Genomic DNA, 25,680 nt, shown 5'->3' with positions numbered 1-25,680 from the left:
GCGTCGTCGCCGCACCGCGGCTCACGATAGCCCCGCCTTTCGGCGCCGGATCGAGAACTGAACGATGGTCGCCCCCGATCGTGCCGATCGGTCAGGATGGACGGCGGCCGACTCTCCGAATGTCGCCAGTAGGCTGGAGACGTGGCCCGAACCTCCGTCCTGTCGACCAGAGTGCTGCTGATCTGCGCGGCGATCGGTGTCGCCACGGGCATCCTCGGCGGCATCGCCGGATGGGTCACTCCCCTCCTCCTGGCCAGCCCCCTGCTGTTCCTCTACGGGCTCGTGCTGGGCTCGCACGTGCTGCCGGGCATCATCGCGCAGGAGGTGCTGCGGCTGCCGTTCGTGGCGCTCATCACGCACGTGTTCGCGGCGCTCATCGCGAGCGCCTTCAACCCGGCGTGGTCGCTGCGGTTCATCGGCACGGCGCTGCTCTTCGGCCTCATCCAGGAGGGTGTCGCCGCCCTCACCCGCTATCGCTCCTGGGGCGCCTGGCGGTTCTTCGTCTCGGCGGTCGTGATCGGCGTCGTCGTGGCGGTGGCGGTGTTCTTCGCGGCGAACCTCGCGGTCATGCCGCTGTGGGCCCAGCTGCTGTACCTGACGATCTCCGTGCTCGGTCCGGTGGCCTGGACGGCGATCGGCCTCGCCATCGGTTCGGCGCTGCGCACCGCCGGGGTCGCGCGCCGCTGATCGCGCACGGGCCCGCTGGCAGCACAGGTAAGGCTCAGCTAAGTTAGAGGCACACCCTCCGTCGAGCCAGGGACGTGCCGTGCGCCCATCCGCACCCCTCCTCCGCGTGCGCGAGCTGACCCTCACCCACGCGGACGCCGTGCACCCGTCGCCCTGTGACGTGACCTTCGACATCGATCCCGGCGAGGTCGTGCTGCTGCTCGGCCCGTCCGGTTCCGGGAAGTCGACGCTCACGCTCGCCCTCAACGGCCTCATCCCGCACGCGCTCCCCACGACGATGACCGGCACGGTCGAGGCCGGAGGTATCGACACCACCACCGCGCACACCGCGACGCTCAGCACGCACGTCGCCATGGTCTTCCAGGATCCGGACGCGCAGATCGTCACGGGGACGGTGTACGACGAGGTGGCCTTCGGCCCGGAGAACCTCCTGCTCCCGGTGGAGGCCGTGCGCGCCCGCGTGGAGGAGGCGTTGCGGCGCGTCGGCTTGTGGGAGCGCCGCGACGACAACCCCGACCACCTGTCCGGCGGCGGGCGGCAGCGTCTCGCCATCGCCTGCGCCCTCGCGATGGGCTCTCCTCTCATCGTGCTGGACGAGCCGACCGCGAACCTCGACCCGCAGGGGATCGACGACGTGTACGCGGCGCTGACCGAGGTCGTCGCCGCCGGAGACCGGGCCATCCTCCTCGTCGAGCACAACCTCGATGCGGCGATGCGCTTCGTCACGCGCACCATCGTGCTCGACCGCGAGGGCCGGGTGGTCTTCGACGGTCCGGCGGCCGAGACCATCCGCGCGCACGCCGACGAGCTCCTGGCGATGGGGGTCTGGCTGCCCGCCGCGACGCTCGCCGCCCTCCGCCTCCGCGACCGGGGCGTCGTCCTCGATCCGCTGCCGCTGACGGCGGAGGCGCTGGCCGCCGCGCTTCCTGCCGGTCCGGCCCGCGCGTCCTTGATCCTCGCCGACGCTCCTCCCGCCGTCGTCCGAGAGCCGATCATCCGGGCCCGCGGCCTCACCGTGACCCGGCGCCGCACCGAGATCCTGCACGGGGTCGGCCTCGACATCGCCGCCGGGAGCCTCACGGCCATCGTCGGGGCGAACGGGGCGGGCAAGACGACGCTGATCCAGGCTCTCGCCGGAGTCGTGCCGCCGCCGAGGGGTCGAGTCTCCGTCGACGGCATCGATCCAGGGACGGCCTCCCCCCGGGAGCTCGCGGCGCGCATCGGTTTCGTGTTCCAGAACCCGGAGCACCAGTTCATCGCCGCCACCGTTTTCGACGAGCTCGCCCACGGTCTCCGCCTGCGCCATACGCCGGACGACGAGGTCCGCGCCCGCGTGGCGGAGATGCTGGAGCGGTTCGGGCTGACGCACAAGGCCGACGTGCACCCGTTCCTCCTCTCCGGCGGTGAGAAGCGACGTCTCTCGGTCGGCACCGCCCTCATCAGCCGTCCCCGTGTCCTCGCCCTCGACGAGCCCACCTTCGGGCAGGACCGCGCCAGGGCGGCCGAGCTCCTGGCGCTGCTGGAGAGCCTCCGGGCGGACGGCACGACCGTGGTCATCGTCACCCACGACCTGCAGCTCGTCGCCGAGCACGCCACCGACACGGTCGTCCTCGCCGACGGGCGGGTGCGGGCCGCCGGTCCGACGGCGGAACTGTTCGCCGATCCCGCGATCCTCCCCTCCGCGGGCTTGCGCGTCCCCGCGTTGCAGCGGGTGCTCACCGCGGCCGGGTGGGAGGTGTCGCCATGACGATGACCACGCTCGATCCGTATGCGCCGCTCTCGGCCACGTCGCGGCGGCAGTTCCTCTACGGCCTCAACCCGCTGGCGAAGGTCGCCGGCTTCGCCCCCGCCATGCTGCTCCTCGTCTTCGTGCGGGATCTGGCCACCCCCGCTGCCTTCCTCGTGCTCGCCTACGTCCTCATCCTCGTCGGGGCGCGGGTGACGGGGCGCCTCCTCGCGCTGCTCCTGCTCGGTCTGCCCGTGGGCATGGTCGCGATCGGCGTCGGCTTCTCGCTGTGGGTCGACGCGGCCCTGGTCGCCGACACCACCCCCGTCGTGACGATCGGCGACTGGACCCTCTACGGCGGCGCCCTCCTCATCGGGTTCGCCACGGCGCTCCGACTCGGATCGATCGTCGCGCTCGCGCTCGTCGGCGGCCTCACCACCAGCGGCTCCGACCTCGTGCGTGCGAGCGTGCAGCAGCTGCGCGTGCCGTACCGCATCGGGTACACGGCCCTGGCCGCCTTCCGCTTCGTGCCCCGCTTCGGCCACGAGCTCGCCGTCATCCGTGCCGCGCACCGGGTGCGCGGCTCCCACGGCGGCCGCGGGCCCTTCGCCCGGATCGCGCGGGGCTGGGGGTACATCGTCCCGCTGCTCGCGGGCGCCATCCGGCACGCGGAGCGCGTCGCCCTCGCGATGGACTCCCGGGCGTTCGGCGCGCATCCGACCCGGACCGAGCGGCACCTCGTGCCGTTCCGGACGAGGGACACCGTCTTCACCGCGGCCATGCTCGCCGCATCGGCGGCGATCTTCGTCGTCTTCTTCCCCTGGCAGCTCCCCTGAAAGGTGCCCGCATGGCATTCAGCAAGATGGTCAAGCCGGAGACGGCCGAGCTCCTGCACCTCACGGTCCTCCGCACGGAACGGCTCGCGCCGCACTGGGTGCGGGTGACCTTGGGCGGCGGCGAGATCGACCGCTTCCGCCCGATGGGGTACGACCAGTGGTTCCGGCTGTTCCTGCCGATCGGCGGCGAGGCGGGGCTCGAGCGGGTGCCCGCCAAGGCCAACCGGATGTTCGGCTATCTGAAGTTCCTCCGCATCCCCGACGGCGAGCGCCCCGTGATGCGCAACTACACCGTGCGCGCGTACCGCCCGGCCACGGCCGAGACCGGTGCCGAGCTCGACGTCGACTTCGTCCTCCACGGCTCGGCGGCCGACGGCACCGCCGGTCCGGCCTCGCGGTGGGCGGAGACCTGCGCCCCCGGCGAACATGTCCTCATCATCGACGAGGGCCTGACGTTCAACCCCGAGCGGGGCACCGACCGGGTGGTGCTCGTGGGCGACGAGACCGCCCTCCCCGCGATCGCGTCGATCAGCGCCTCCCTGCCGGCCGACGCCGCGGGCACGGCGATCATCGAGGTCCCGTCCGTGGAGGATGCCCTGGAGTTCCCGCATCCGTCGGGACTCGATGTGGCGTGGATCGTGCGGCCTCAGGAGATCCCACCCGGGGTTCTCGCCCTGGACGCCCTCGCTCGCACCGCTCTGCCCGATGCTCCGTTCCACGCGTACGCGGCCGGCGAGCAGTCCCTGGCCTCCGGCGTCCGCAAGCAGCTCGTCGGCGAGCGCGGCGTCGACAAGAATGCCGTCAGCTTCTGCGGCTACTGGAAGATCGGCGCCGCCTCCCCCGCCTCGAAGGCCGCCCGCGAGGCCGCCGCCGAGCCTCTCGCCTGAGCCCGGGCACGACTTCGGAGCCACAGCACGACACGCCGGGGCGGACGAGGCCGCCCCGGCGTGTCGTCGGGGATCTCCGAAGCTGTGCCTGGAGACCTCAGCGCTTGCCGGCGATCTGACGCCCGACGATCTCGCGCATGATCTCGTTCGTGCCGCCGTAGATGCGGTGCACACGGGCGTCGAGGAAGGCGCGGGCGATCGGGTACTCCGTGATGTAGCCGTAGCCGCCGTGGAGCTGGACCCCGGCGTCGAGCACCTCCCACTCGCGCTCGGTGGCCCAGAACTTGACCTTCGCGGCCTCTTCGGCCGAGAGCCTGCCGTCCTTGTACGCCAGGAGCGCGCGGTCGATGAAGGCCCACAGCGCGTCGACCGTGGCGGACATGTCGGCGATGGTGAAGCGGCTGTTCTGGAAGTCGATGATGCGCTCCCCGAAGGCCTCGCGGTCCTTGGTGTACGCGACGGTCCAGTCGAACGCGGCCTGCGCGGCGGCGGCTCCGGCCACGCCGATCGAGAGGCGCTCGAGCGGGAGGTTCATCATGAGCTGGATGAAGCCCTTACCCTCGACGCCGCCGATGAGGTTCTCCTCGGGAACGAACACGTCGCTGAACGACAGCTCGGCGGTGTCGTGACCGTGGAAGCCCATCTTCGAGAGCTTCTTGCCGTTGTCGAACCCCTCCATGCCCTTCTCGATGAGGACGAGGCTGAACGCGTCGGGCCGGTTGCCCTCGCCCGTCTTGACGAAGGTCACGACGAGGTCGGCGGTCGCACCGGACGAGATGAACGTCTTGGCGCCGTTGACGAGGTAGCCGCCGTCGACCTTCTTGGCGGTGGTCTTGATGCCGCGCAGGTCGGATCCGGCCCCGGGCTCGGTCATGGCGAGCGCGCCGACGACCTCGCCGGTGGCCATGCGGGGCAGCCACTTCTCCTTCTGCTCCTGCGTGCCCATGTGCACGAGGTACGGGACGGCCAGGTCGTCCTGGATGCCGAAGGCGCCGGCGAGCGAACCCGCTCCGGCTGCGATGACCTCTTCGTTCACGATCGCGCGGAAGCGGTAGTCCTGCAGCATCCCGGCGCCGCCGAACTCCTCGGGCACGGAGAGCCCGATGATGCCGGCCTCACCCGCGGCGCGCATCGTGGCGCGGTCCACCTCGCCGGCGGCGTCCCACTTCTCGATCGCCTCGTGCGTGACGTGGCGCTTGACGAAATCCTTGACGAGGTCGCGGAATGCCTCGTGATCCTCTTCGTAGATGTCGCGTTCCATGCCGTCCTCCCGAACGTGTCGTGCGTCGTTGCTCCGGCGAGTCTACGGCGGGAACACGGGGCAGGACAGGCGATTGTGAGAATGCATCCCATCCCGAGTGGGACTGGGTACCGCCTTTGTGGAAAGCCTCAGAGCACGCCGAGCGCCACCGCGGACCCGTCCGCTCAGTGCTCGTAGTCGGGAGCGGCGGGCAGGCCGAAGAACTCCTCGAGGGTGTGGAAGCCGCCCTCGTGATACGCCGCCGCGAGCTCCGTGCCGACGTAGCGCAGGTGCCAGGGCTCCGGCGCGTATCCGGTGACGGGGGTGCCGACCTGCTCGTAGCGCACGATGAACCCGTACTCCCAGGCGTGCGCGGCCACCCATTCGCTCTGCCGCGTCGCCCCGAAGCCGTCGAGACCGCCGCACCCGGCATCGCAGGCCACGACGTCGAGGGCGAGACCGGTCTGATGCTCGCTGTGCCCCGGGCGCGCCGAGCCGGCGTCCGCGTCGGCCTGCCCCTGGTCCCGCACGTGGGCGCCGTAGGTCGCGACCTGCAGCCCGTAGGACCGGTAGCCGTTGTTCGCGCCGATGCGGCCGACACCCGCAGCCGCGGCGGCCTCCGCCATGCGCCCGACCGCGTCGGCGACCTCCGCGCGCACGCGGCCCGACGGCGTCGTCATCTGCAGGGGCACCTGGTCCAGTTCCGCGGGCTCGTAGGCGGCCGGATCGAGCGGACGCCCCTTGTTCACCACCACCCAGATCCGAGCGGGATCGCTGAGCGAGACGCAGGGCGCGTTCCCCGCGACCACCGCCTCACGGAAGCGCACTCCGCCGCCGAACCCCGCGATGGTGGCGGCGTCGTCCCCCGCCGCGATCGCCTCCTGCACCCCGGGGTCGGCGCAAGGGTCCGCCGCCGGCGTCGCCGCGCTCTGCACCGACGGCACCTGCATCACCGCGACGGGGCGCGGGAGGGGCTCTGACGCCACGGGGGTCGCGGCCGCCCCGGTGAGGGAGAGCACCACGCCGAGCGCGGTCACCGCCAGCCCGACCGGGAGGGCGGGTCCGAGGATCGGGGAGCGCGGCGCCGCATGCTGAGCGTACGGCGAGGAGGGCATGGGCCCATTCTTCCATTCGAACATTCATGCCACACTCGCTTGACTTCGATTCGATTCTTTGTTCGACTAGGACGATGCGGTGGCAGGGACAGAAGCTCGCGGACAGCGACGAGGCGGCGCTGCCCGGTCTCGAGAACCGGTCCAGCGTCCTCCGCACGGTGACGACGCCCGAGTTCGCCGGGATGACGTTCCACGAAGTTCTGTCGAAGTCCGCCCTCAACCACGTCCCCGGGGCGTCGCGCATGCCCTTCGCCTGGACGATCAACCCCTACCGCGGCTGCTCCCACGCCTGCACCTACTGCTTCGCACGGGGCACGCACGAGTACCTCGACCTCGACGGCGGCGCCGACTTCGACACCCAGATCGTCGTCAAGGTCAACGTCGTGGAGGTGCTCGAACGGGAGCTGCGCCGCGGGAGCTGGCAGCACGAGACGGTCGCTCTCGGCACGAACACCGACCCGTACCAGCGGGCCGAAGGGCGCTACGCCCTCATGCCCGGCATCATCGAGGCGCTCGCGGCGTCGGGCACTCCGATGTCGATCCTCACGAAGGGCACGCTGATCCGCCGCGACATCCCGCTGCTGAAGAAGGCGGCACAGCGCGTGCCGGTCGACGTGCAGATGTCGATCGCGATGTACGACGACGCGCTGCAGAAGACGATCGAGCCCGGCGCTCCGACCACGCAGGCCCGCCTCGACACGGTACGCGCCCTCGCCGACGCCGGATTCCCGGTCACCGTCTTCCTCATGCCGATCCTGCCGCACCTCACCGATTCCCTCGCCGCGATCGACGACGCCCTGCGCCGCATCAAGGCCGCCGGAGCGCGGAGCGTGATCTACGGGGCCCTGCACCTGCGTCCGGGCGTCAAGCCGTGGTTCTTCCAGTGGCTCGACGAGAACCGCCCCGACCTCGTGTCGTCCTACCGGGGGCTCTATCCCGGAGCGTCCGTCGAGGCGCCGAAGCCGTACCGGCAGTGGCTCGCCAAGCGCGCTCGTCCCCTCATCCGGATGCACGGACTCGATGGGCGGCACGAAGACGACTATCCGCGGCGCGGGTTCCGCCCGGGCCAAGGCCACGTGCAGACGGAGACGCCGGCGGCCGGGCCGGTCCTGTTCACCCCGAGCGGCCGCGCCGCCGCAGCCCCTCCCCAGCCGATGCTGTTCTGAGCCGGTCGAGGAGGGGGCGCAGCTCCGCGTAGGCTCGAGGATCATGGCGATCGGTTCGACAGTCCACACGTTCGAGATGCAGCTGGCCGACACCGATCGCGGGGTCTACGAGGACGTCTCGCTCCGCGCCGCCCGGCATCCCTCCGAGACCGACGCGTACATGCTCACCCGGGTGCTCGCGTACGGACTCGAGTTCGCGGAGGGCATCGCGTTCGGCGGCAGCGTCTCCGACACCGAGGAGCCCGCCGTGCTCGTGCGCGACCTCACGGGCCGGGTGACCGTCTGGATCGAGGTGGGCGCTCCCGATGCCGCACGGCTGCACCATGCCTCCCGCCTCGCGGACCGGACGGTGGTCTACACGCACCGCGATCCGGCCAAGGTCATGGCGCCGTGGGCCGACAAGCGCATCCACCGGGCCGAGGACATCCGGGTCTACAGCTTCGATCCCGGGTTCGTCGACACCGCCACGCCTCACCTCGCCCGCCGCAACACCCTGACCCTCACGGTCACCGAGGGCGTCCTCTACCTCGACCTCAACGGCACCGCCCTCACGACGTCCCTCCACGAGCACACCCTCCCCTGACCCCGGTGCAGAGTGCGAAAAGGCCCCGGAGACCGAAGTCTCCGGGGCCTTTCTGATCCCGAATGCGTCAGGAAGTGAGCTCGGCGGCGGACGGCACGCGCCCGGCGATCTCCTCGATCACGTCGTCGTCCAGGCGGGCCTGCTCGAACGGGGCCTCGATCTCGGCGCGACCGAGCAGCTCGGTCATCCGGCGCTGGCGCTGTCGCGTGATGAGCGTGACGACCCGGCCCGAGCGCCCCGCGCGACCCGTGCGACCGGAGCGGTGCAGGTACGTCTTGTACTCGTCCGGCGCGTCGGCCTGGACCACGAGGTCGATGTCGTCGACGTGGATGCCCCGCGCGGCCACATCGGTGGCCACGAGGACGTTCACCCGACCCGAGGTCAGCTTCTCCAGGTTCCGCGTGCGCTTGGCCTGGTTGAGATCGCCGTGCAGCGAGACGGCCGGGATCCCCGCGTCGTCGAACTGGTCGGCCAGCATCTCGGCGTAGGCGCGAGTACGGGCGAAGACCAGCGTCTTGCCCTCGCGATCGACGAGCGACGTGAGGATGTCCGCCTTGTCGCGGTGCTCGATGACGAGGACCCGGTGCTCGATGGTGCTGGAGCCCTGGTCTTCGCCCGCGACCTCGAACACGGCGGGGTCGACGAGGAACTCGTCCACCAGCGCCGCGACCTCGCGGTCGAGGGTCGCGGAGAACAGGAGCTTCTGGCTGCCCTCGGCCGTGCGGCGGAGGATGCGCTGCACGGGCTCGACGAATCCGAGCTCGCACATGTGGTCGGCCTCGTCGAGCACCGCGATCCGGCAGTCCGACAGGTCGAGCTTGCCCTGGTTCATCAGGTCCTCGATACGGCCCGGGGTGCCGATGACGATGTCGACGCCCTTCTTCAGCGCGCCCACCTGGCGGCCCTGGGGCACCCCGCCGTAGATCTGCGTCGTGAAGAGGCCGACGCTGCGGGCGATCGGCTGGATGGTCCGGTCGATCTGCAGCGCGAGCTCGCGCGTCGGGGCGAGGATGATCGCGCGCGGCGCCCGTCCGAACTCGCGGCGCTTGCCCGCCTGCGACTGCAGCACCCGCTCGACGAGCGGTGCCCCGAAGGCGATGGTCTTGCCGGAGCCGGTGCGTCCGCGGGCGAGTACGTCGCGCCCCTCGAGGACGGCGGGGATGCTCGCCGCCTGGATCGGGAACGGCGTCGCGGCGCCCATGTTGTTCAGGGTCTCGGTGATGTTGGAGCCCAGGCCGAGGTCGGCGAACGTGACGCCCTCGACCTCGACGGCCTGCACGGCCTGTGCCTCGAGGCGCTCGTGGACGACGTCGTCGGCCTGCTCGAACGCCGCCTTCGGCTTCGCGTTCCAGTCGCTCCGGGTCGGACGCTCGTCGCGACGAGGGCGCTCGTCCCGACGGGGCCGCTCGGTGCGGTAGGCCCCTCCGGTCGACGGCCGCTCGCGTCCGCCCTCGAAGGAGCGCTGCGTGCGGTCACGGTCGAACGCGCGGCGCGCACGGGCGGCGTCGTACGAACGCTCGCCTCCCCGGTCCCCCGCACGGTCGCGATCGTCGCGGCGAGGACGCTCGTCGCGGTCGAAGCGGGGACGCTCGGTCCGGCGGTCATCGAAGCGCGGGCGGTCGTCGCGGTCGAAGCGCGGGCGCTCCGTCCGACGGTCGTCGAAGCGCGGACGTCCGCCGTCGCGGTGGTCGTTGTCGCGGAACCCCTGTCGCTGCGAGCCGCCGCGGTCGTCGCGCCGCGGACGGTCGTCGAACCGTCCAGCGCCGGACCGGTCGTTGTACCGCGGACGCTCGGCGCGGTCGTCGAACCGGCCGCCACCGGCGCGGTCGTCGCGGCGGTGCGGGGCCTCGCGACGCCCGGACTCCGCACGGGCGCGGATGCTGCGGGCCTCGTCGCGACCGGCGCGCTCCTGGGAGCTCCAGCGGCGCTTCGGAGCACCGGACTCGGTCTCCTCCGGGCGGTAGCCGCGGTGCCCGGGGCTGCGGCTGCCGGGGCGACGGTCGTACCCGCCGGCCGCGCGACCCTCGCGGTCGTCGCGCGCGGGACGCTCGTCGCGAGCCGTGTCCCGACCGCCGGCCGGACGGTGACGGTCGTGGAACGAGGTCTTCTTGGCGCCGTAGCGCGGCTCGAAGTTCGCAGCGGCGCGACCGCCGCGGGGCTTCTTGTTCTTGGGCATTCGGGTGTCCTTCTTGCGTTCTCGCACGAGAACAGCGCTGCGCGCACGCGCGAGCACTCCGATCCAGCGGAGTCCGGACGATCTGCGGCCGGGGCCATTCCTGTGATGGTTGATTCGCGTCGATCGACGCGCACCATCGGCCCCTGGACTCACACTTCACACACTGAAAAACGTCCGCGCCCTGCGCGGGTGTCCGAAGCCGACCGTCTCAGTCTACCCGGCATCCCTGGGAGACCCCCGCACTCCGGCGGCCTGCGGCACTACGATGTCGAGGTGAACTCCGTCTCTCCCACCGGCACCCAGGTGCACCTCCGCCTCGGCGACGTGACCGCGCAGATCGCCCAGGTCGGCGCCTCGCTGCGTGCCCTCCGGATCGGCGAGGTCGATCTCGTGTCGCCCTACCCGCTCGACATCCCGACCCCCTCCTGCTCCGGAGTGGTGCTGACGCCGTGGCCCAACCGGGTGCGCGACGGCCGCTGGGACGACGAGGGCACAGTCCGTCAGCTCGCCGTCACCGAGCCCAAGACGAACAACGCCAGTCACGGCCTGCTGCGCTTCACCGCCTACACGGTCGAGCAGACCGAGGGCGCCGCGACCCTGCGCGCGACCGTCTTCCCGCAGACCGGGTACCCGTACCTGATCGAGACGTCCGTCGCGTACGTCCTGACCGCGGACGGGATCGACGTGACGCACACGCTCACGAACTGGTCCGACTCCGCGGCGCCGGTCGCGCTCGGCACGCACCCGTTCCCGACGATCGGCGACGTCGATCCGCACGACCTCGTCCTCCGCGTCCCCGCCCGCACCGCCTTCGAGACGGACGAGCGGATGCTGCCGGTCGGCACCCGTCCGGCCGAGTCCGCCCTGCGAGAGGGCGTCCGCGTCGGTGACGTCAGCCTGGACACGGGGTTCACGGACCTCGAACGCGACGCCGACGGCCGGGTGCGGCACACGCTGACCGCTCCCGACGGCCGCGCGATCACCCTCTGGCAGGGCGAGGGCTTCGACTTCGTGCAGGTGTACACGGCCACGAACTACCCCGATACCCCGCTCGCGGTCGCGATCGAGCCGATGACCGCGCCGGCCGACGCGTTCAACAGCGGCCGGGGCCTGCGCCGTCTCGCTCCCGGCGAGACCTGGACCCTGGAGTGGGGCCTCACCTTCGCCTGACCGCGGTTCACAACTCCGGAGAACCGACGCCGAAAGGCCCCGATCCTCGTCCTACGGACGGGACCGGGGCCTTTCTCCTGAGTTGTGAACGCGCGGCTACTCGCCGTGGTTCTCGCGCAGCTCGCGCCGGCTGACCGGAGTGCCGTCCGCGTGCACCGGGACGGGTCCCGCGTCCGCCTGCGGGTCGTCCTTGCGCGCCCGGCGGCGCTCCCGCGCCCCCTCGACGAGGTTGTACAGGGTCGGCAGCACGATGAGCGTCAGCACGGTGGAGGAGACGAGCCCGCCGATCACCACGATCGCCAGCGGCTGCGAGATGAAGCCGCCGTGCCCGGTGATCCCGAGCGCCATCGGGGTGAGGGCGAGGATCGTGGCGAGCGCGGTCATGAGGATCGGACGCAGACGCTTCTCCCCTCCCGCCATCACCGCCTCCGCGGTCGACAGCCCCTTCTCCCGGTACTGGTTGACGAGGTCGACGAGCACGATCGCGTTCGTCACCACGATGCCGATGAGCATCAGCACGCCGATCAGCGAGGCCACGCCGAGCGGCACGCCCGTGATGATCTGCAGCAGGATGGCGCCGGTCGCCGCGAACGGCACCGAGATCAGCAGCAGCAGCGGCTGACGCAGCGACTTGAACGTCGCCACCATCACCACGTACACGATGAGGATCGCGGCGAGCATGGCCAGGCCGAGCTGCGCGAACGAATCGGCCTGCTGCGAGGCGACGCCGCCGACCTCGGCCGAGGCGCCGTCCGGCAGGTCCGCCGCGGCGAGCGCCTCGGTGACCGACTGGGTGGCGACCGCGAGGTTGTCCGAGGCGGGCGGCACGGTGACGGTCGCGGTGCGCCGTCCCTGCTCGGTGGTGATCGAGGTCGGACCGTTGCGCTGCTCGACGGTCGCGATGTCCTGCAGCGGCACGATGCCCGCCGCAGTGGGGATCGCGAGCTGCTGAAGGGCGGCGACGGTCGTCGGCGGCTCGGGGTTGACGAGGTACACGGTGAGCGCGGTGTCGTCGATCTCGACCGAGCCGATCTGCTGCGGACGCATCGTGTTCGACACGATCGATCCGACGGCGACCTCGGACAGCCCGACCTGGGCGGCGGCCTCGCGGTCCACGACCACGGCGATGTACGGCAGCGCCTCGGCGAGGTTGTCCGTGACCTGCCCGATGCCCTCGCGGCCGTCGAGCTCGTCCACCACGGCGGAGGTGGCGGTGGCGAGGTCGTCACCGCTCGCGGCCGACACGGTGATCTCGATGTCGCTGGAGCCGAAGCCGGCGGAGGCCGCGACGGTGACCTCGCCGACCTCGTCGCCGAGACCGTCGATCGCGTCCTGCACCTCGGCGCGCAGCTTCTCCTGGTCGGCGTCGCCGTCGGTGAGCACGGAGTAGGTGATACCCGCACCGCCGGAGAACGCGTCGCGCAGCGCGGAGCCGCTCGACCCGATGGAGGCCTGCACGTGCTCGATGCCGTCGATGTCGAGGAGGGCCTCCTCGACGGGGACGGCGGCGTCGGACTTCGCCTGCAGGCTCGCCGTCGGACCGAGGTCCTGCGTCACGGTCATGGTGTTCTGACCGGAGTCGCTGAGGAAGTTCACCTTCATCAGCGGGGCGGCGGCGAGCGTCCCGGCGAGGACCACCACCGCGAGCGCGACCGTGATGCCCGAGTGCTTCAGCGTCCAGCCGAGGATGGGGCGGTAGCCGCGCTGCAGCCTCGTCGGCGGGGCGGCCGGGTCCTCCGGGTCGATCGCGTTCCCCTGGTCGTCGAGGAGCGGCTTGCCGGGCTTGAGGAACCAGTACGCGAGCACCGGGACGATCGTCAGCGCCACGAAGAGCGACGCGACCATGGCGATCGTGACGGTCATCGCGAACGGACGGAACAGCTCGCCCACCATGTCGCCGACGAACACGATCGGCAGGAACACCGCCACCGTCGTGATGGTCGAGGCGGTGATGGCGGCGGCGACCTCGCGCACGGCGAGACGGATCGCATCGCCCTTGTCCGCGTCGCCCACGTAGTGGCGCTTGATGTTCTCGATCACCACGATGGAGTCGTCGACCACGCGGCCGATCGCGATCGTGAGCGCCCCGAGGGTCAGCACGTTGAGGGAGTAGCCGAAGGCCTGCAGCCCGATGAAGGTGATGAGGACCGAGGTCGGGATCGAGATCGCGGTGACCAGGGTCGAGCGCACCGACATGAGGAACACGAGGATCACGAGCACGGCCATCACGAGGCCGAGCAGACCCTCCGTGGCGAGGGTGTCGATGGACTGCACGATGAACGGCGCCTGGTCGAACACGACCGTGAACTCCGCGTCCGGAAGCGCCTCCCCGATCTCGTCGAGGGCCGCGATGACCCCCTGCGACACCTCGACCGTGTTGGCGGCGGGGAGCTTCGTGATGGAGATCGACAGGGCGTCCTCGCCGTCGACGCGGGAGATCGAGGTCACCGGGTCGGACACCTGCTCCACCGTCGCGACGTCGCCGATGGTGACCGCGGTGCCGACGAGCGGCAGGGCGGCGATCTCGTCGACCGAGGTGATCTTCGCTCCGGTCTGCACCGTGAGGGTCTCGTCGTCCTCGGTGATCTCGCCGCCGGGGAACAGGGTGCCGTTCTGCTGGAGTGCCGTGCTGATCGCCTCGCTGCTCTGTCCGGCGGCGGCGAGCTTCGCGAGGTCGGGGGTGATGGTGATGCGCTGTCCGACGCCGCCGACGATCTCGGCCGCGTTCACCCCGTCGACGTCCTCCAGATCGGGGATCGCGACGCTCTCGAGCTGGGCCTGGGCGTTGTCCGCGTCGTCGAAGCCGGTGACCGCCACCTGGATCACCGGGAAGTCGTCGATCGAGACCGAGAGCACCTGCGGCGTGACGTCCTCCGGCAGCTGCGAGGAGATGCGGTTGATCGCCTGCTGGATCTTCTGCTCTGCGGTCGCGAGGTTCGTGCCGTACGAGAACATCGCCTGCACGATGGACGCATTGGTCGTGCTCGTCGCGGTGGTCGACTCCAGGTCGGGAACCCCCTGGATGGCCGACTCGATCGGCGTCGAGACGTCGTTCTCGACCACCTCGGGCGAGGCGCCGGGGTAGGTGGTCATGACCACGAGCGCCGGCAGCTCGAGCGACGGGATGAGTTCCTGCTTGAGGTTGGTCAACGCGAGCCCGCCGAACACCGCGGCGACGATCGTCACGAGCGCGATGAGGGCGCGGTTCTTCAGGCTGAGGATGGCGAGTTTCGACAAGGCGGGGTCCTCGGTGTCAGGGGGTGGCGGTCGCTGCGGATGGGAGGGAGAGAGGTTCTCCGAGGATCCGCGCCAGTGCGGATTCGAGGAAGGACTGTTCGAGATCGACGTCGCGGATCTGCGTGCTCCACATGACGCCGTCGATGAAGATCATCGCCGCTCGGGCCCGGTCGGCGCCATAGGTCGGCTCCAGGAGGTCGACAAGGCGGTCGGACAGGTGGCGCGCGAGCGCGCGCAGCCGCGGATCGTGGACGGCTGCCGTGACGACGGCGCGATCCGCCTGCACCGCGTGTCCGTCGTGGATGCTGTCGTGGACGAGCGCGGCGATGACGTCGGCCCCGGCTCCGCGTTCGGCGAGGGTCTGCCGCACTCCGTCGAGCCGGCATTCGATCTCGTCCGCGAGGGCACGGAAGGCGGCGCTGCGCAGGTCGTCGAGGGTGTCGAAGTACTGGGTGGTCGCGCCGAGCGGCACTCCGGCGCGGGCGGCGACCATGCGGTGCGTGATGGCGTCGGCCCCGACCTCGACGATCAGCTCGGCGGTCGCGGCGACGATCTCCCGGCGGCGCGCTTCGGGGTCACGCCGCCGACGCGCGCTCTCCGCCATCACACACCCCCTGGACATCCGTACATGTACGTTTGTACATTCGCTCCGGTGTGAACTCCCTGAGAGCCCCGCCCCTCTTCTCCTTCCCCGCCGCGCTGCGGGATCAGAAACGTGCCTGGGAGCCGCGGTTCGGGTGCCCTATTGCACTCCCCTGCCGGTGGGTCAGGCGGCGGAGGAGGAAGGGGTGGAGGAGGGGGTCTGGCCGCGCTCGAAGTAGGCGACGAGATCGGGGTCGAGCGGGGGGACGGAGATCGCGGAGCCGTCGCCGCGGAGGGACGCGGTCGCGAGGATCCCGGCGGCCACGGCCTCCCGCGCTGCGACGGGCGAGGTCGCTGTGAGCCCGCCATGCCGCACGAACCGCAGGAACTCGGCCACGAGCAGCGCGTCGGCACCGTCGTGTCCGGCGTCGGGCACCTCGGGGACGATGAACACCTCGTCCGCGTCGGCCGCTCCGGCGTGCCGACGGTTCCACAACCTCACCTCGCTGCCGGCCACGTCGCCGAAGTTCTCCATGCGCCCCTCGGTGCCGATCACGGTGTAGTTCCGCCAGTAGTCCGGGGTGAAGTGGCACTGCTGGTACGAGGCGAAGATCCCGCCCTCGAGCCTCAGGTTCACCATCGAGATGTCCTCGACGTCGACGACGGGGTGGAGTCCCGTGAGCGCGGTCGGCGGCCAGTTGTCCATGCTGAACCAGTCGGGCATCCGCTCCCCCGTGCGGTCCCGCCGGTCGGTGATGTCGCCGTAGACGCTCAGGCCGCCCATCGCCGCCACCTGCTCGGTGTACGCGCCGGCCAGCCAGTGGATGATGTCGAGATCGTGCGCCCCCTTCTGCAGGAGGAGTCCGGTGGTGCGGCTCCGGTCGGCGTGCCAGTCCTTGAAGTAGAAGTCGCCGCCGTGCCCCACGAAGTGCCGCACCCACACGGCCTTCACCTGCCCGATGCGCCCGTCCTGGATGAGCCCGCGCATGAGGGTGATCACGGGCATGTGCCGCATGTTGTGCCCGATGTAGAGCCGGGTGCCGGTGCGTCGCGCGGTCTCCAGCATGCGGTCGGCGTCGGCCAGATCGATCGCGAGGGGCTTCTCGCAGAAGACGGGTACCCCGGCCTCCAGCGCCCGGATGGTCAGGGCGGCGTGCGTGTCGTCCGGGGTCAGCACCATGACCGCGTCGACACCGGATGCGAGCAGCTCGTCGAGGGAGTCGGTGATGAGCGCGTCGGGGACGAGCGCCCTGGCGTCCTCGCGAGCGCGCGAGGCGAGGTCGCAGACGGCCGTGATGCGGGAACCGTGGCCCGGCCGGTGCACCTCCTCCTGGAGAGTGGAGCGCGCGCCGAAGCCGATGATGCCGATGTGGAGGTCCAACAGAAGTCCTTCGTGACAGAGGGGGAGAAAGGAGGGGGGCTCAGCGGCCGCGGGAGGCCGGGGCGTCGAGGTCGGTCGACCCTCCGGGCACGAGAGCCCAGGGGAACTCGTGCAGCGCGCCGGGTGAGGGCTCGTTCTCGAGCGCCTTCTCGACGATGATGCGCGCCTGACGCTCGTAGAAGTCCGTGGGGCCGACGGTGGTGAGGGTGGGCGCGATGAGCCGCGCGTCCGGCGTGTTGCCGACGCCGATCACCGCGACGTCGTGCGGGACGCGGAGCCCGAGCATGTGCGCGGCGTTGATCGCGGCGATCGCGGCGAAGTCGGTCGTCGCGTACACGGCGTCCGGGCGGTTCTCCTGCGACAGCAGCTCGATCGCGGCGGTGAAGGCGCTGGCCTGGGTCTCCGCATAGGTCACGGTCCACGCCGGATCCGGGGAGATGCCGGCCGCCGCGAGCTTCTCGACGTACGGCGTGTAGCGCGTGACCTGGGTTCCCGCGAGGCGGACGGCACCCTCCGCGGCGATGCAGCCGATGGCCGTGTGCCGCTCCAGCAGGTGATCCATCGCGAGTTCGCACCCCGGGATCGCGTCCGAGCGGATGACGTCGAAGCCGTCCGGCTCCAGATGCTCCGAGAACACCACGAGCCGCTGGCCGCGCTTGACGAGGTCGCCCAGCCGTCGGGCGTCCTCCTCGTCCAGGCCGACGCCGTCGAGGTACGCCACGTCACTCTCGACACGGTCGAGGGCCGCGTGCCAGTCGCCGTCGGCGAGGATCAGCGTCGTGAGTCCGTGCCGGTTCGCCTCGGCGTTCACGGCGTCCGCCACCGCCAGCGACCACGGATCGCTCAGCATGTGCAGGGAGAGCTGCACCATGCCGCTGCGGCCGGTGCGGATCGCCCTGGCCGCCGTGTTCGGCCGGTAGTTCAGCTCGTCCGCCGCCGCGAGCACCCGCGCCGCGGTGGCCTCGGCCACGCCCGCGCCGCTCGCGCCTGCCCGCCCGGAGAACACGTACGAGACGGTCGCGGTCGACACTCCGGCACGTTCCGCCACCATCCGCAGGGTCGGGCGGCGGCTCGGGGCGTGCTCACGCTGTGCCATGTCTCAGCCCTTCGTCCCGCTGAACGCGATGCCCTGGATGAACTGCCGCTGCAGGATCATGAACGTCACCAGCATGGGCAGGGTCGCCAGCAGGGCACCCGCCATGAGCACGGGGTAGTCGGTGCCGTGGATGCCGACGAGCTGCGAGAGCCCGACCGACAGCGGCATCTTCGCCGGATCGGTCGTCACGATCAGCGGCCACAGCAGATCGTTCCAGGACCACAGCACAGTGAACACCACAAGTGCGATGATGCCAGGCTTCGCGAGCGGAACCATGATCCGCCAGAAGGTCTGCCACGGATTCGCCCCGTCGATGCGCGCCGCCTCCTCCAGCTCGGCCGGCATCGAGAGGAAGAACTGCCGCATCAGGAAGGTCCCGAAGGCGCTGAAGATGCCGGGCACGATGAGCGCCTGCAGCGTGTTCAGCCAGCCGAGCGCCTGGATGATCTCGTACTGCGGCAGCAGGTAGAGCTGCGAGGGCACCATGAGCACTGAGAGGAACACGACGAACAGGGCGTTCCGGCCGGGGAAGGCGATGCGCGCGAACGCGTAGCCCGCCATGGTGCACAGGGCGACCTGCCCGACCGTGCGCCCGACGGTGAGGAGCACGGAGTTCAGGAACATCTGCCCGAACGGCATCGAGTCGAAGACCTCGGCGAAGTTGGTGAACACCCACTCGCGCGGGAGGAACGACGGCGGCACCTGCACCGAGTCCGACAGCGTCTTGAACGAAGTCAGCAGCTGCCAGACGAACGGGAACACCATGAGCGCGGCGCCGACGATGAGCACGACGTGCACGATCCACAGTCCGCGGTTCCGGGGGGTGCCCGCCCTCCGCGATCGTGCGGGGGCGGCACCGACGACCGCACGGGTGTCGAGGGAGACGTCACTCATAGTGCACCCACTTCTTCTGCAGCCGGAACTGCACGATCGTCAGGACGAGGATGATCAGCAGCAGGAGGAAGGCGACGGCGGCGGCGTAGCCGCGGTCGTTGTCGAGGAAACCCGCTTCGTAGAACAGGTAGACGACCGTCCGGGTGTTCGGCATCGCGGGGTTGCTGCGGCCGAGCATCATGTAGATGAGGTCGAACACCTGCAGCGCCCCGATCACGCTGATGACGCTGACGAAGAAGATCGAGGGCGACAGCAGCGGGATCGTGATGGAGAAGAACTTGCGCACGGGGCCCGCCCCGTCGAGGTCGGCCGCCTCCATGATCGTGTCCGGGATGCCCTGGAGCCCGGCGAGGAAGATGACGATGTTGGTCCCGAGGCCGGCCCAGATGCCGACGACGGCGATCGCGATCAGCGCGGTGTTCGGGTCGGTCAGCCAGCTCCGCCCCTCGATGCCGACCGCACCGAGGGCCGCGTTCAGCACACCGTAATCGCCGTTGTAGATCATGCGCCAGACGAGCGCGATCGCCGCGGGCATGGTGACGACGGGGATGAAGTAGAGGGTGCGGTAGGCGCTGCGGCCTTTGAGGCCGGTGGTGTTCAGCAGCGCGGCGATCCCGACCGCGAGGGGGATGCCGATCAGCGCGATCACCGTGTAGACCGCGGTGTTGCGGAGGGCGCCGAGGAGCTCCGGGTCCTGGAACAGGCGCACGTAGTTCTCGAACCCGATCCACTCCGCACCGCCGAACGGCCCCGACTTCGTGAAGGAGATGATGAGCGTGCGCACGGTCGGCCACAGGTAGAACACGGCCAAGCCCAGGGCGGTGGGCCCGAGGAACACCAGGGCCCACCACGGCGAGGCACCGGGGGTACGGCGTCGCCGACGGCCCCCGGAGGGCGGGGCCTCCGGGGTCCGTCCGGCGGCGGGGGCGACCGCGCGAGGCGCGAGGACGGTCATGCGGTCACTCCTGCTCGGCGTCCAGCGCGGTCTGCATCTGCGCGGCGAGGTCCTGCAGGCCGTCCGTCGGGGCCACTGCTCCGGACCACACCTGGGACAGCACCTCGCTCTCGATGCTCGTCCACGCGGAGGTGTTCTTCGACACGGGGTACGGGACCGCCGTCTCCAGCGCGTCGATGTAGACCTGCAGGTCGTACTGCGGGAGGGCGTCGACCCACGCCTGCTGCGTGCCGTTGTAGGCGGGGATCACGGTGCCGGTCTCGGCCTGGATCTTCGCGGCCTGCTCGCCGCTGGCGAAGGCGGCGAAGTCCTTGGCCTCCTCCACGTGCGCGCTCTTGGCGTTCGCGACGTTCCCGACGCCGTGGATCACGCTCTGGTTGCCCTCCGGACCCGCCGGCAGCGGGGCCACGTCGACGCTGCCGCCGATGTCCGCGTTGTCCGCGTAGGCGATGGCGGCCCAGGAGCCGTTCTGGAACATGGCGACCTTGCCCGACAGGAAGAAGTCCTCCGGGTTCGTGTCCGTCATCTGCTGCGCCGTGGGCGAGGAGCCGTCGGCGATGAGGTCGGTCCACAGCTCGATGCCCTCGAGAGCCTCGGGGGAGCCGTATCCGCTCTCGGTGCCGTCCGCGGAGATGACCTCGCCGCCGGCCTGCGCGATGGAGTTGTAGAAGTTCTCCTGGCCGTACTGGCTGGCGGCGACGCCGAACTGGCCCTTCGCGGGGTCGGTCAGCTTCGCGGCCGCGGAACGGAAGTCGTCCCAGGTCCAGCCCGCGCTCGGGTACTCCACCCCCGCGGCGTCGAACAGCGCCTTGTTGTACCAGAGCGCGACGGTGTCGAAGTCCTTGGGGGCGCCGTAGAGCGCGTCGTCGTAGGTGTAGAGGTCGACGAGCCCCTGAGGGTAGTCGGCGGCGTCCACATCGTCGAGCGGGGCGAGCTGTCCGTTCGAGGCGTAGAGCTGGAAGTTCGGGCCGTTCATCCAGAACACGTCGGCGGCCGAGCCGCCCGTCACCGCGGTCTGGAGCTTGGTGAAGTACTCCTTGTACGGCGTGACCTGGATCTCGATCGAGACGTTCGGGTGCTCCTCGGTGTACGCGGCGGCGATGTCCTCCATCGCGGGCTTCTGATTCTCGTCCCAGATCGCGTAACTGAGGGTGATGTCGCCGCCCGACTCCCCGGTGGCGGAGGAAGAGCAGGCGGAGAGTGCCAGGACGGCGGCCGCGGAGGCGGCGAGGGCGCCCAAGGCGCGGCGGGAGGTGCGGGGCATCGAGGTCTCCTTTGACGGGTGCACGAGAAGGCGGTGCGCGATGTTAACCGTTTAGCGTTAAACGATTAGCAGCGAGAGTAGCGCGCGCTGAGGGCTCTGCGCAAGCGTCGTTTAGAGCGCAGCCCCCAGCGCCAGCCCCAGTCCCGCGGCGAGGAGACCGAGCACGAGCATGCCGACCGCGTCGAACACGGCGGCGCCGCGTTCGCCGTCCCGCCACAGCGCGACCGCGTCGAGCATCGCGGTGCTGAAGGTCGTGTAGCCGCCGAGCAGACCGGCCCCGAGCACGAACGCCGCCTCCGGCAGCGCCGTCGTCACGAGCCCCAGCGCGAAGGAGCCGGTGAGGTTGACGACGAGGATCCCCCACGGGAACCGACGGCCGACGAGCCGGGCGACTCCGACATCGACGAGATAGCGCAGGACGGCGCCGACGCCCCCGGCGAGCGCGGCGGCGAGGAACAGCAGCGGACTCACGCGGCCCCTCCCCGGCGCGGGCGTCCCACCCGGAGCCCCACGGCTGCCGCGAGGAGACCGAGGACGAGGCTGCCTGCGGCATACGCCGCAGCGAGGAGCGGTGCCGACCCCCACAGGGCCAGCGTGCCGGTCATGAAGGCGCTGTAGGTCGTGAAGCCGCCGAGGACGCCGGTGCCCAGCAGCAGCCGCAGCTCCGCCGAGGCCGGGAGCCGCGCCGCCACGACCCCGATGAGCAGGGCGCCCAGCACGTTGGCCAGCAGCACCGCGAGGGGGAAACCGCCGGGATCGTCCACGAGGAGTCCGAGGCCCAGCCGCGCCGCCGTCCCGAGCGTGCCGCCGAGCGCGACGAGCAGGACACGACGGAGACTCACGCTCGCCACTGTAGTCGCCGTATGACAGCGCGACCGTCGGATGTCAAGGCGTTGGGGTGGGGGCGGGGACAGGCGTTGACTGTCGGCATGAAGCCCCTCTGGAAGGTCGACCAGGACGCACCCCACGGCACTCCCTTCGATCCCGGCGCGCAGCACGACGTGCTGATCGTGGGGGCGGGCCTGACCGGGCTCTCGACCGCGGTGCTCCTGACCCGCGCCGGACTCGACGTCGTGGTCGTGGACGCGGGGGATGTGGCGGAGCTGTCGACGGGCGGCAACACGGGCAAGCTCTCGCTCCTCCAGGGGCAGCAGCTCGCCACCATCCGGAAGCACCATCCGGCGGCGCTCGTCCAGGCGTACGTCGACGCCAACCGGGCCGGCATGGAGTGGCTCACCGGTTTCGCCGACACCGCCGGCCTGAGCTACACCGAGCGGACCGACCACACCTATGCCCAGGGTCCGGACGGGCTCGAGGCGGTGAGAGCCCAACATGCCGCCGCGCGGGAGGCGGGACTGCCGACGCGGCTGCTCACCGCGGGCGAGTTGTCGACGCCGTTCCCCGTCGCGGGCGCGGTCGCCCTCGATTCGCAGGTGACGATCGACCCGGTCGCCGTCGCCGACGCGCTCGCGAAGGAGTTCCTCGCGGGCGGCGGCACGCTGCACACCGGCGTCCGCGTGACCGGCGCGCACGCCCTCCCGGAGCCCCGGGTGGAGACCACGGCGGGCCCGATGTTCGCCGAGCACATCGTCCTCGCGACGGGGACCCCGATCCTCGACCGGGGCCTGTACTTCTCCAAGGTCGCCGGGATGCGGTCGTACTGCGTCTCGTTCCGGGTCTCCGGCGGGGTGCCGGAGGGTTCGTTCATCTCGGCCGACGGCCCGACGCGGTCCGTCCGGCCGGTGTCCGCCGCCGACGGCCCCGCCGACACCGCACAGCTCGTGGTCGGCGGCAACGGGCATCCGGTCGGCCGCTCGGACGGCGAGACCGCGGCGATCGACGACCTGGTGGACTGGACCCGCCTGCACTTCCCGGATGCGGAGGAGACGCACCGCTGGTCTGCGCAGGACTACCAGTCACACAACCTCATCCCGTTCGTCGGCGCGCTGCCGCGCGGCCTCGGGCGCATCCGCATCGCCACCGGATATGCGAAATGGGGGCTGTCGAACGCGCCCGCCGCGGCCCTGCGGCTCACGGAGGAGATCATCGGGACGAAGCGCAGCGAGCGTCCGTCCTGGATGCTGCGCCTCGGCACCCGACTCACCGTCCCCGCCGATCTCGCGCGCGGCGCCGTCGAGGGCGCGAAGGTGGCCGCCGCCGCCACGAAAGGCTGGGTCGAGGCCGAGACCACGCCGGTCCCGGTTCCGCAGCCCGCGGAGGGCGAAGGCGTCGTGGCGAATCGCGGCGGTCGCCCGGTCGCCATCTCCACGGTCGACGGCGTGACCAGGGCCGTCAGCGCGGTGTGCCCGCACCTCGGCGGCATCCTCGACTGGAACGACGCCGAGTGCACGTGGGACTGCCCGCTGCACGCGTCGCGGTTCGCCGCGGACGGCACACGCATCGAGGGACCGGCGCTGAACGATCTCCCTGAGGTGCCGCGGACGGTCGGGGGCTCCTGACTCAGGTCCGCGGCGGCGGAGCGTCCCATCCCTGCTGCGGGCTGTCGCAGTCCTCGCGGAACACGTACTGCGACACGAGCTTGCGCTGACTGCTCGACCAGTCGATCGCCGGGCGGCGCTGCTCGGGCGGCAGGTAGCCCAGCCGGTACACGGCCATGAGCTCCAGGTCGTCGGGCACCCGCAGCAGCCGCACGATCTCGTCCCAGCGCCCCGGCACCTCCATCGGGAACGAGATGAACTGGATGCCCATGCCCAGCTCGACCGTGGTCAGCCAGACGTTCTCCATGGCCGCCCCCATGCTGAACACGGAGTAGAACGACGACAGCTGCCCGGGCCGGTACTCGCTGCGGTCGAGCATGACCCCCAGGAGCAGCGGCGATCCGGCCACGAGCTTCCGGTTCTCCGAACCCAGCGTCTTCGGCACGCCGAACGTGTTCATGAGCGTCTGGCCGCGCTTGGTGAACACCTGGGATGTGAAGGGCCGAAGCGGCGCGGGGAGCTTGTCGAACAGCATGCCGCTGCGCTTCTCCTCCATCTCCTCCTGGCTGAAGCGGAAGTACGGCTTGTACCGCTCGAAGAACGTGCCGTTCGACATGGCCTCCGTCATGCTCTCGCCGGAGATGCGCGCGATCTCGTCGATCGTGTCCCTGTTCTCGATCACCACGAAGCGCCAGGGCTGGCTGTTGAGCTGCGAGGGCGCGCGCCCGGCCGCTTCCAGGAGGATGCGCTGGTGCTCCTCGGAGACGGGGTCGGGCAGGAAGGCCCCGTTCGTGGTCTTGCGGCGGCGGATGGCGTCGAGCAGTTCCATGCGGTCACTTCCGGTCGGAGGGGAGGCGCGAGACCACGAGGCCCGCGAGGACGAAGGGCGCCGCCGTGACGGCGACGAGCGGGTGCCGCCGGGTGTGCGTCCCGGCGTAGGGGATCGCGGCCAGGGGGACGGCGGCGGGGAGGAGGGCCAGGGCGGCGCGATGGCTGCGCGGCGTGCGGGTGGCGAGACCGGCGACGACGGCGAGTCCGGTCGTCGCGCAGGTGAGGATGTAGAGGGCGTGGTGCACCCAGCGGAAACGACGCGTGTCGATGAGCCGCGCCGCCACCGCGGCGCCGAGGGCGCAGTTCGCCGCATAGGCCGTCGCCGCCGCCGCGAAGGCTCCGGACGCGGGGCGTTCGTCGCGCCCCCGTCGTGCCCGTCGCGCTTGCCCCGTCATGGCACGACCCTACGCCCTCCCCTCCTCCCCCGATCCACCCCCTTGCGTGCGAGCCACCCCCTTGAGTACGACCGCAGCGGGGTGGGTCGCATGCAAGGGGGTGGCTCGACGGATCAGAGGGAGGCTTCCGCGTAGATGCGGAGCGCGTCGCGGACGAACTCCGCGCCATGGGTGCCGCCCGCGGACGTCGCGTAGTTCGCGCCGAAGCGCGGGTCTGCGACGTACATCTCGCCGAGGCCGATGACGTAGGCCTTGGCATCCGCGTCCGGTCCCTGCCGGAGCGCGGCGGCGGGAGTGCCCGGGATGCCCGTGAGCCAGGCCACGTGACGGCGCGCGAGCTCCTGCGCCTCGGCGGACGCGGGATCGATACCGCTCTCCGCCGCGGCGATCCAGTCGCGTCCGAGGTCGGACACGCGCTGCTGCCACTCGGCACGCTCGGCGTCGCTCATCCCGCGCCACCAGCGGTCGCTGTCGGCGTAGGCCTTCTTCCCCCAGCGGTCCTCGACCTCCTGCTTGTACTGCGTGTGGTCGAAGCCGTCGAACATGTTCTCTGCCATGAGGTTCTCACCTCCTCTCAATGCCGTGATGGTGGACTCGACCGACGCGATCTGCCGCGCCAGCCTGGTCTGCTCCTCGCGCAGCAGCGCGAGATGCGTCTCGAGCGCCGACGCCTCCGCCGCCGAGCCCCCACCTTGGGTCCCTGAGCCCCCGCCCTGGGTCCCGGAGCCGCGGACCTGGGTCCCTGAGCCCCCGCCCTGGGTCCCTGAGCCTGTCGAAGGGCCCAGCACCTCCGCGATCTGCGGCAGCCCGAGCCCGAGCTCCCGCAGCAGGAGGATCCGCTGCAACCGCACGAGCGACGCCGCGTCGTAGTGCCGATAGCCATTGGCCGCGATGCGCGACGGAGGCAGCAGCCCGATGTCGTCGTAGTGCCGCAGCGTGCGGCTCGTCGTCCCCGCCAGTCGCGCGATCTCCTGGATCGACCAGTCCTTCTCGTCCATCCCGCCCACCCTTCCGTGTCGTT

Annotated in this window: 23 protein-coding genes; 8 read left to right on the top strand and 15 right to left on the bottom strand. The window is 71.0% G+C overall.

Going from position 1 to position 25,680, the window contains the following annotated elements; all coding sequences use genetic code 11:
• Positions 1-141: 141 nt before the first annotated feature.
• From KZC57_RS12015 to KZC57_RS12000, 4 genes are all read left to right on the top strand, one after another.
• A complete protein-coding gene (locus KZC57_RS12015) occupies positions 142-687 on the top strand; it encodes an ECF transporter S component (protein WP_060923064.1) in 546 nt (181 codons plus the stop codon).
• A gap of 79 nt (positions 688-766) precedes the next feature.
• Positions 767-2,434, top strand: a complete 1,668-nt coding sequence (locus KZC57_RS12010; RefSeq protein WP_247641854.1) for an ABC transporter ATP-binding protein — start codon at positions 767-769, stop codon at positions 2,432-2,434.
• Complete coding sequence (locus KZC57_RS12005; protein ID WP_247641853.1) at positions 2,431-3,249, top strand: energy-coupling factor transporter transmembrane component T; 819 nt, start codon at positions 2,431-2,433, stop codon at positions 3,247-3,249. The genes KZC57_RS12010 and KZC57_RS12005 overlap by 4 nt, the downstream gene beginning before the upstream one ends.
• 11 nt (positions 3,250-3,260) lie before the next feature.
• On the top strand, positions 3,261-4,136 hold the full coding sequence (locus KZC57_RS12000; RefSeq protein ID WP_247641852.1) for a siderophore-interacting protein: 876 nt from the start codon (positions 3,261-3,263) through the stop codon (positions 4,134-4,136).
• Positions 4,137-4,233: 97 nt separating this feature from the next.
• Here KZC57_RS12000 and KZC57_RS11995 read toward each other — a convergent pair whose 3' ends face one another.
• Positions 4,234-5,397 carry an acyl-CoA dehydrogenase family protein gene (locus tag KZC57_RS11995; protein WP_060923068.1) on the bottom strand — a complete coding sequence of 388 codons (1,164 nt, stop codon included), beginning with the start codon at positions 5,395-5,397 and terminating at the stop codon, positions 4,234-4,236.
• 164 nt (positions 5,398-5,561) lie between these two features.
• Positions 5,562-6,491, bottom strand: a complete 930-nt coding sequence (locus KZC57_RS11990; RefSeq protein ID WP_247641851.1) for a M15 family metallopeptidase — start codon at positions 6,489-6,491, stop codon at positions 5,562-5,564.
• A 74-nt stretch (positions 6,492-6,565) separates the two neighbouring features.
• Between KZC57_RS11990 and KZC57_RS11985 the strand changes: the two genes are divergently transcribed.
• Both KZC57_RS11985 and KZC57_RS11980 read left to right on the top strand, forming a co-directional pair.
• Positions 6,566-7,657, top strand: a complete 1,092-nt coding sequence (locus tag KZC57_RS11985) for an Rv2578c family radical SAM protein (protein ID WP_247641850.1) — start codon at positions 6,566-6,568, stop codon at positions 7,655-7,657.
• A gap of 43 nt (positions 7,658-7,700) precedes the next feature.
• Positions 7,701-8,240 carry a YaeQ family protein gene (locus KZC57_RS11980; RefSeq protein ID WP_060923581.1) on the top strand — a complete coding sequence of 180 codons (540 nt, stop codon included), beginning with the start codon at positions 7,701-7,703 and terminating at the stop codon, positions 8,238-8,240.
• 67 nt (positions 8,241-8,307) lie between these two features.
• Here KZC57_RS11980 and KZC57_RS11975 read toward each other — a convergent pair whose 3' ends face one another.
• Complete coding sequence (locus KZC57_RS11975) at positions 8,308-10,416, bottom strand: DEAD/DEAH box helicase (protein WP_247641849.1); 2,109 nt, start codon at positions 10,414-10,416, stop codon at positions 8,308-8,310.
• 273 nt (positions 10,417-10,689) lie between these two features.
• Between KZC57_RS11975 and KZC57_RS11970 the strand changes: the two genes are divergently transcribed.
• Positions 10,690-11,586, top strand: a complete 897-nt coding sequence (locus tag KZC57_RS11970) for an aldose 1-epimerase family protein (RefSeq protein WP_105949178.1) — start codon at positions 10,690-10,692, stop codon at positions 11,584-11,586.
• A 96-nt stretch (positions 11,587-11,682) separates the two neighbouring features.
• Here KZC57_RS11970 and KZC57_RS11965 read toward each other — a convergent pair whose 3' ends face one another.
• The 9 genes from KZC57_RS11965 to KZC57_RS11925 form a co-directional block, all read right to left on the bottom strand.
• Entirely contained in the window at positions 11,683-14,823 is a 3,141-nt protein-coding gene (locus KZC57_RS11965) for an efflux RND transporter permease subunit (RefSeq protein WP_247641848.1), read from the bottom strand.
• 16 nt (positions 14,824-14,839) lie between these two features.
• Positions 14,840-15,427 carry a TetR/AcrR family transcriptional regulator gene (locus tag KZC57_RS11960; protein ID WP_247641847.1) on the bottom strand — a complete coding sequence of 196 codons (588 nt, stop codon included), beginning with the start codon at positions 15,425-15,427 and terminating at the stop codon, positions 14,840-14,842.
• A 162-nt stretch (positions 15,428-15,589) separates the two neighbouring features.
• Complete coding sequence (locus tag KZC57_RS11955; protein ID WP_247641846.1) at positions 15,590-16,786, bottom strand: Gfo/Idh/MocA family protein; 1,197 nt, start codon at positions 16,784-16,786, stop codon at positions 15,590-15,592.
• A gap of 40 nt (positions 16,787-16,826) precedes the next feature.
• The gene (locus tag KZC57_RS11950) at positions 16,827-17,882 is read right to left on the bottom strand and encodes a LacI family DNA-binding transcriptional regulator (protein WP_060922309.1); all 1,056 of its coding nucleotides are present in this window, start codon (positions 17,880-17,882) and stop codon (positions 16,827-16,829) included.
• A gap of 3 nt (positions 17,883-17,885) precedes the next feature.
• Complete coding sequence (locus KZC57_RS11945; protein WP_025104693.1) at positions 17,886-18,776, bottom strand: carbohydrate ABC transporter permease; 891 nt, start codon at positions 18,774-18,776, stop codon at positions 17,886-17,888.
• On the bottom strand, positions 18,769-19,731 hold the full coding sequence (locus tag KZC57_RS11940) for a carbohydrate ABC transporter permease (RefSeq protein ID WP_060922308.1): 963 nt from the start codon (positions 19,729-19,731) through the stop codon (positions 18,769-18,771). Before KZC57_RS11940 ends, KZC57_RS11945 begins: the two co-directional genes overlap by 8 nt.
• A gap of 4 nt (positions 19,732-19,735) precedes the next feature.
• Positions 19,736-20,995 (bottom strand): sugar ABC transporter substrate-binding protein, encoded by a 1,260-nt coding sequence (locus KZC57_RS11935; protein ID WP_247641845.1) that lies wholly within the window; start codon positions 20,993-20,995, stop codon positions 19,736-19,738.
• Between the two features lie 111 nt (positions 20,996-21,106).
• The gene (locus tag KZC57_RS11930) at positions 21,107-21,466 is read right to left on the bottom strand and encodes a CrcB family protein (protein ID WP_060922306.1); all 360 of its coding nucleotides are present in this window, start codon (positions 21,464-21,466) and stop codon (positions 21,107-21,109) included.
• Positions 21,463-21,837, bottom strand: coding sequence for a CrcB family protein (locus tag KZC57_RS11925; protein ID WP_231919565.1), 375 nt, complete (start codon positions 21,835-21,837; stop codon positions 21,463-21,465). The genes KZC57_RS11930 and KZC57_RS11925 overlap by 4 nt, the downstream gene beginning before the upstream one ends.
• Before the next feature lie 87 nt (positions 21,838-21,924).
• Here KZC57_RS11925 and KZC57_RS11920 point away from each other — a divergent pair, with 87 nt between their 5' ends.
• Complete coding sequence (locus tag KZC57_RS11920; RefSeq protein ID WP_247641844.1) at positions 21,925-23,454, top strand: FAD-dependent oxidoreductase; 1,530 nt, start codon at positions 21,925-21,927, stop codon at positions 23,452-23,454.
• Position 23,455: 1 nt separating this feature from the next.
• Here the strand turns inward: KZC57_RS11920 and KZC57_RS11915 are convergent, their stop codons facing one another.
• From KZC57_RS11915 to KZC57_RS11905, 3 genes are all read right to left on the bottom strand, one after another.
• Positions 23,456-24,262 (bottom strand): nitroreductase family protein, encoded by an 807-nt coding sequence (locus KZC57_RS11915; protein WP_105949170.1) that lies wholly within the window; start codon positions 24,260-24,262, stop codon positions 23,456-23,458.
• 4 nt (positions 24,263-24,266) lie between these two features.
• Positions 24,267-24,659, bottom strand: a complete 393-nt coding sequence (locus tag KZC57_RS11910) for a hypothetical protein (protein ID WP_247641843.1) — start codon at positions 24,657-24,659, stop codon at positions 24,267-24,269.
• A 113-nt stretch (positions 24,660-24,772) separates the two neighbouring features.
• Positions 24,773-25,657, bottom strand: a complete 885-nt coding sequence (locus KZC57_RS11905) for a MerR family transcriptional regulator (protein WP_247641842.1) — start codon at positions 25,655-25,657, stop codon at positions 24,773-24,775.
• Between the last annotated feature and the right edge of the window lie 23 nt (positions 25,658-25,680).

The organism is Microbacterium sp. KSW4-4, assembly GCF_023091185.1.
Taxonomy (GTDB): Bacteria; Actinomycetota; Actinomycetes; order Actinomycetales; family Microbacteriaceae; genus Microbacterium; species Microbacterium paraoxydans.
This window is presented reverse-complemented; position numbering and strand designations above follow the sequence as displayed.

Excerpts from the sequence above, each read along its gene's own strand:
- KZC57_RS11960 (WP_247641847.1), bottom strand. The coding sequence starts at position 15,427 with ATGGCGGAGAGCGCGCGTCGGCGGCGTGACCCCGAAGCGCGCCGCCGG.
- KZC57_RS11915 (WP_105949170.1), bottom strand. The coding sequence starts at position 24,262 with ATGGAACTGCTCGACGCCATCCGCCGCCGCAAGACCACGAACGGGGCC.
- KZC57_RS11985 (WP_247641850.1), top strand. The coding sequence starts at position 6,566 with ATGCGGTGGCAGGGACAGAAGCTCGCGGACAGCGACGAGGCGGCGCTG.
- KZC57_RS11905 (WP_247641842.1), bottom strand. The coding sequence starts at position 25,657 with ATGGACGAGAAGGACTGGTCGATCCAGGAGATCGCGCGACTGGCGGGG.
- KZC57_RS11910 (WP_247641843.1), bottom strand. The coding sequence starts at position 24,659 with ATGACGGGGCAAGCGCGACGGGCACGACGGGGGCGCGACGAACGCCCC.
- KZC57_RS12005 (WP_247641853.1), top strand. The coding sequence starts at position 2,431 with ATGACGATGACCACGCTCGATCCGTATGCGCCGCTCTCGGCCACGTCG.
- KZC57_RS11990 (WP_247641851.1), bottom strand. The coding sequence starts at position 6,491 with ATGCCCTCCTCGCCGTACGCTCAGCATGCGGCGCCGCGCTCCCCGATC.
- KZC57_RS11935 (WP_247641845.1), bottom strand. The coding sequence starts at position 20,995 with ATGCCCCGCACCTCCCGCCGCGCCTTGGGCGCCCTCGCCGCCTCCGCG.
- KZC57_RS11920 (WP_247641844.1), top strand. The coding sequence starts at position 21,925 with ATGAAGCCCCTCTGGAAGGTCGACCAGGACGCACCCCACGGCACTCCC.
- KZC57_RS11995 (WP_060923068.1), bottom strand. The coding sequence starts at position 5,397 with ATGGAACGCGACATCTACGAAGAGGATCACGAGGCATTCCGCGACCTC.
- KZC57_RS11950 (WP_060922309.1), bottom strand. The coding sequence starts at position 17,882 with ATGGCACAGCGTGAGCACGCCCCGAGCCGCCGCCCGACCCTGCGGATG.
- KZC57_RS11975 (WP_247641849.1), bottom strand. The coding sequence starts at position 10,416 with ATGCCCAAGAACAAGAAGCCCCGCGGCGGTCGCGCCGCTGCGAACTTC.
- KZC57_RS11980 (WP_060923581.1), top strand. The coding sequence starts at position 7,701 with ATGGCGATCGGTTCGACAGTCCACACGTTCGAGATGCAGCTGGCCGAC.
- KZC57_RS11945 (WP_025104693.1), bottom strand. The coding sequence starts at position 18,776 with ATGAGTGACGTCTCCCTCGACACCCGTGCGGTCGTCGGTGCCGCCCCC.
- KZC57_RS12000 (WP_247641852.1), top strand. The coding sequence starts at position 3,261 with ATGGCATTCAGCAAGATGGTCAAGCCGGAGACGGCCGAGCTCCTGCAC.
- KZC57_RS11940 (WP_060922308.1), bottom strand. The coding sequence starts at position 19,731 with ATGACCGTCCTCGCGCCTCGCGCGGTCGCCCCCGCCGCCGGACGGACC.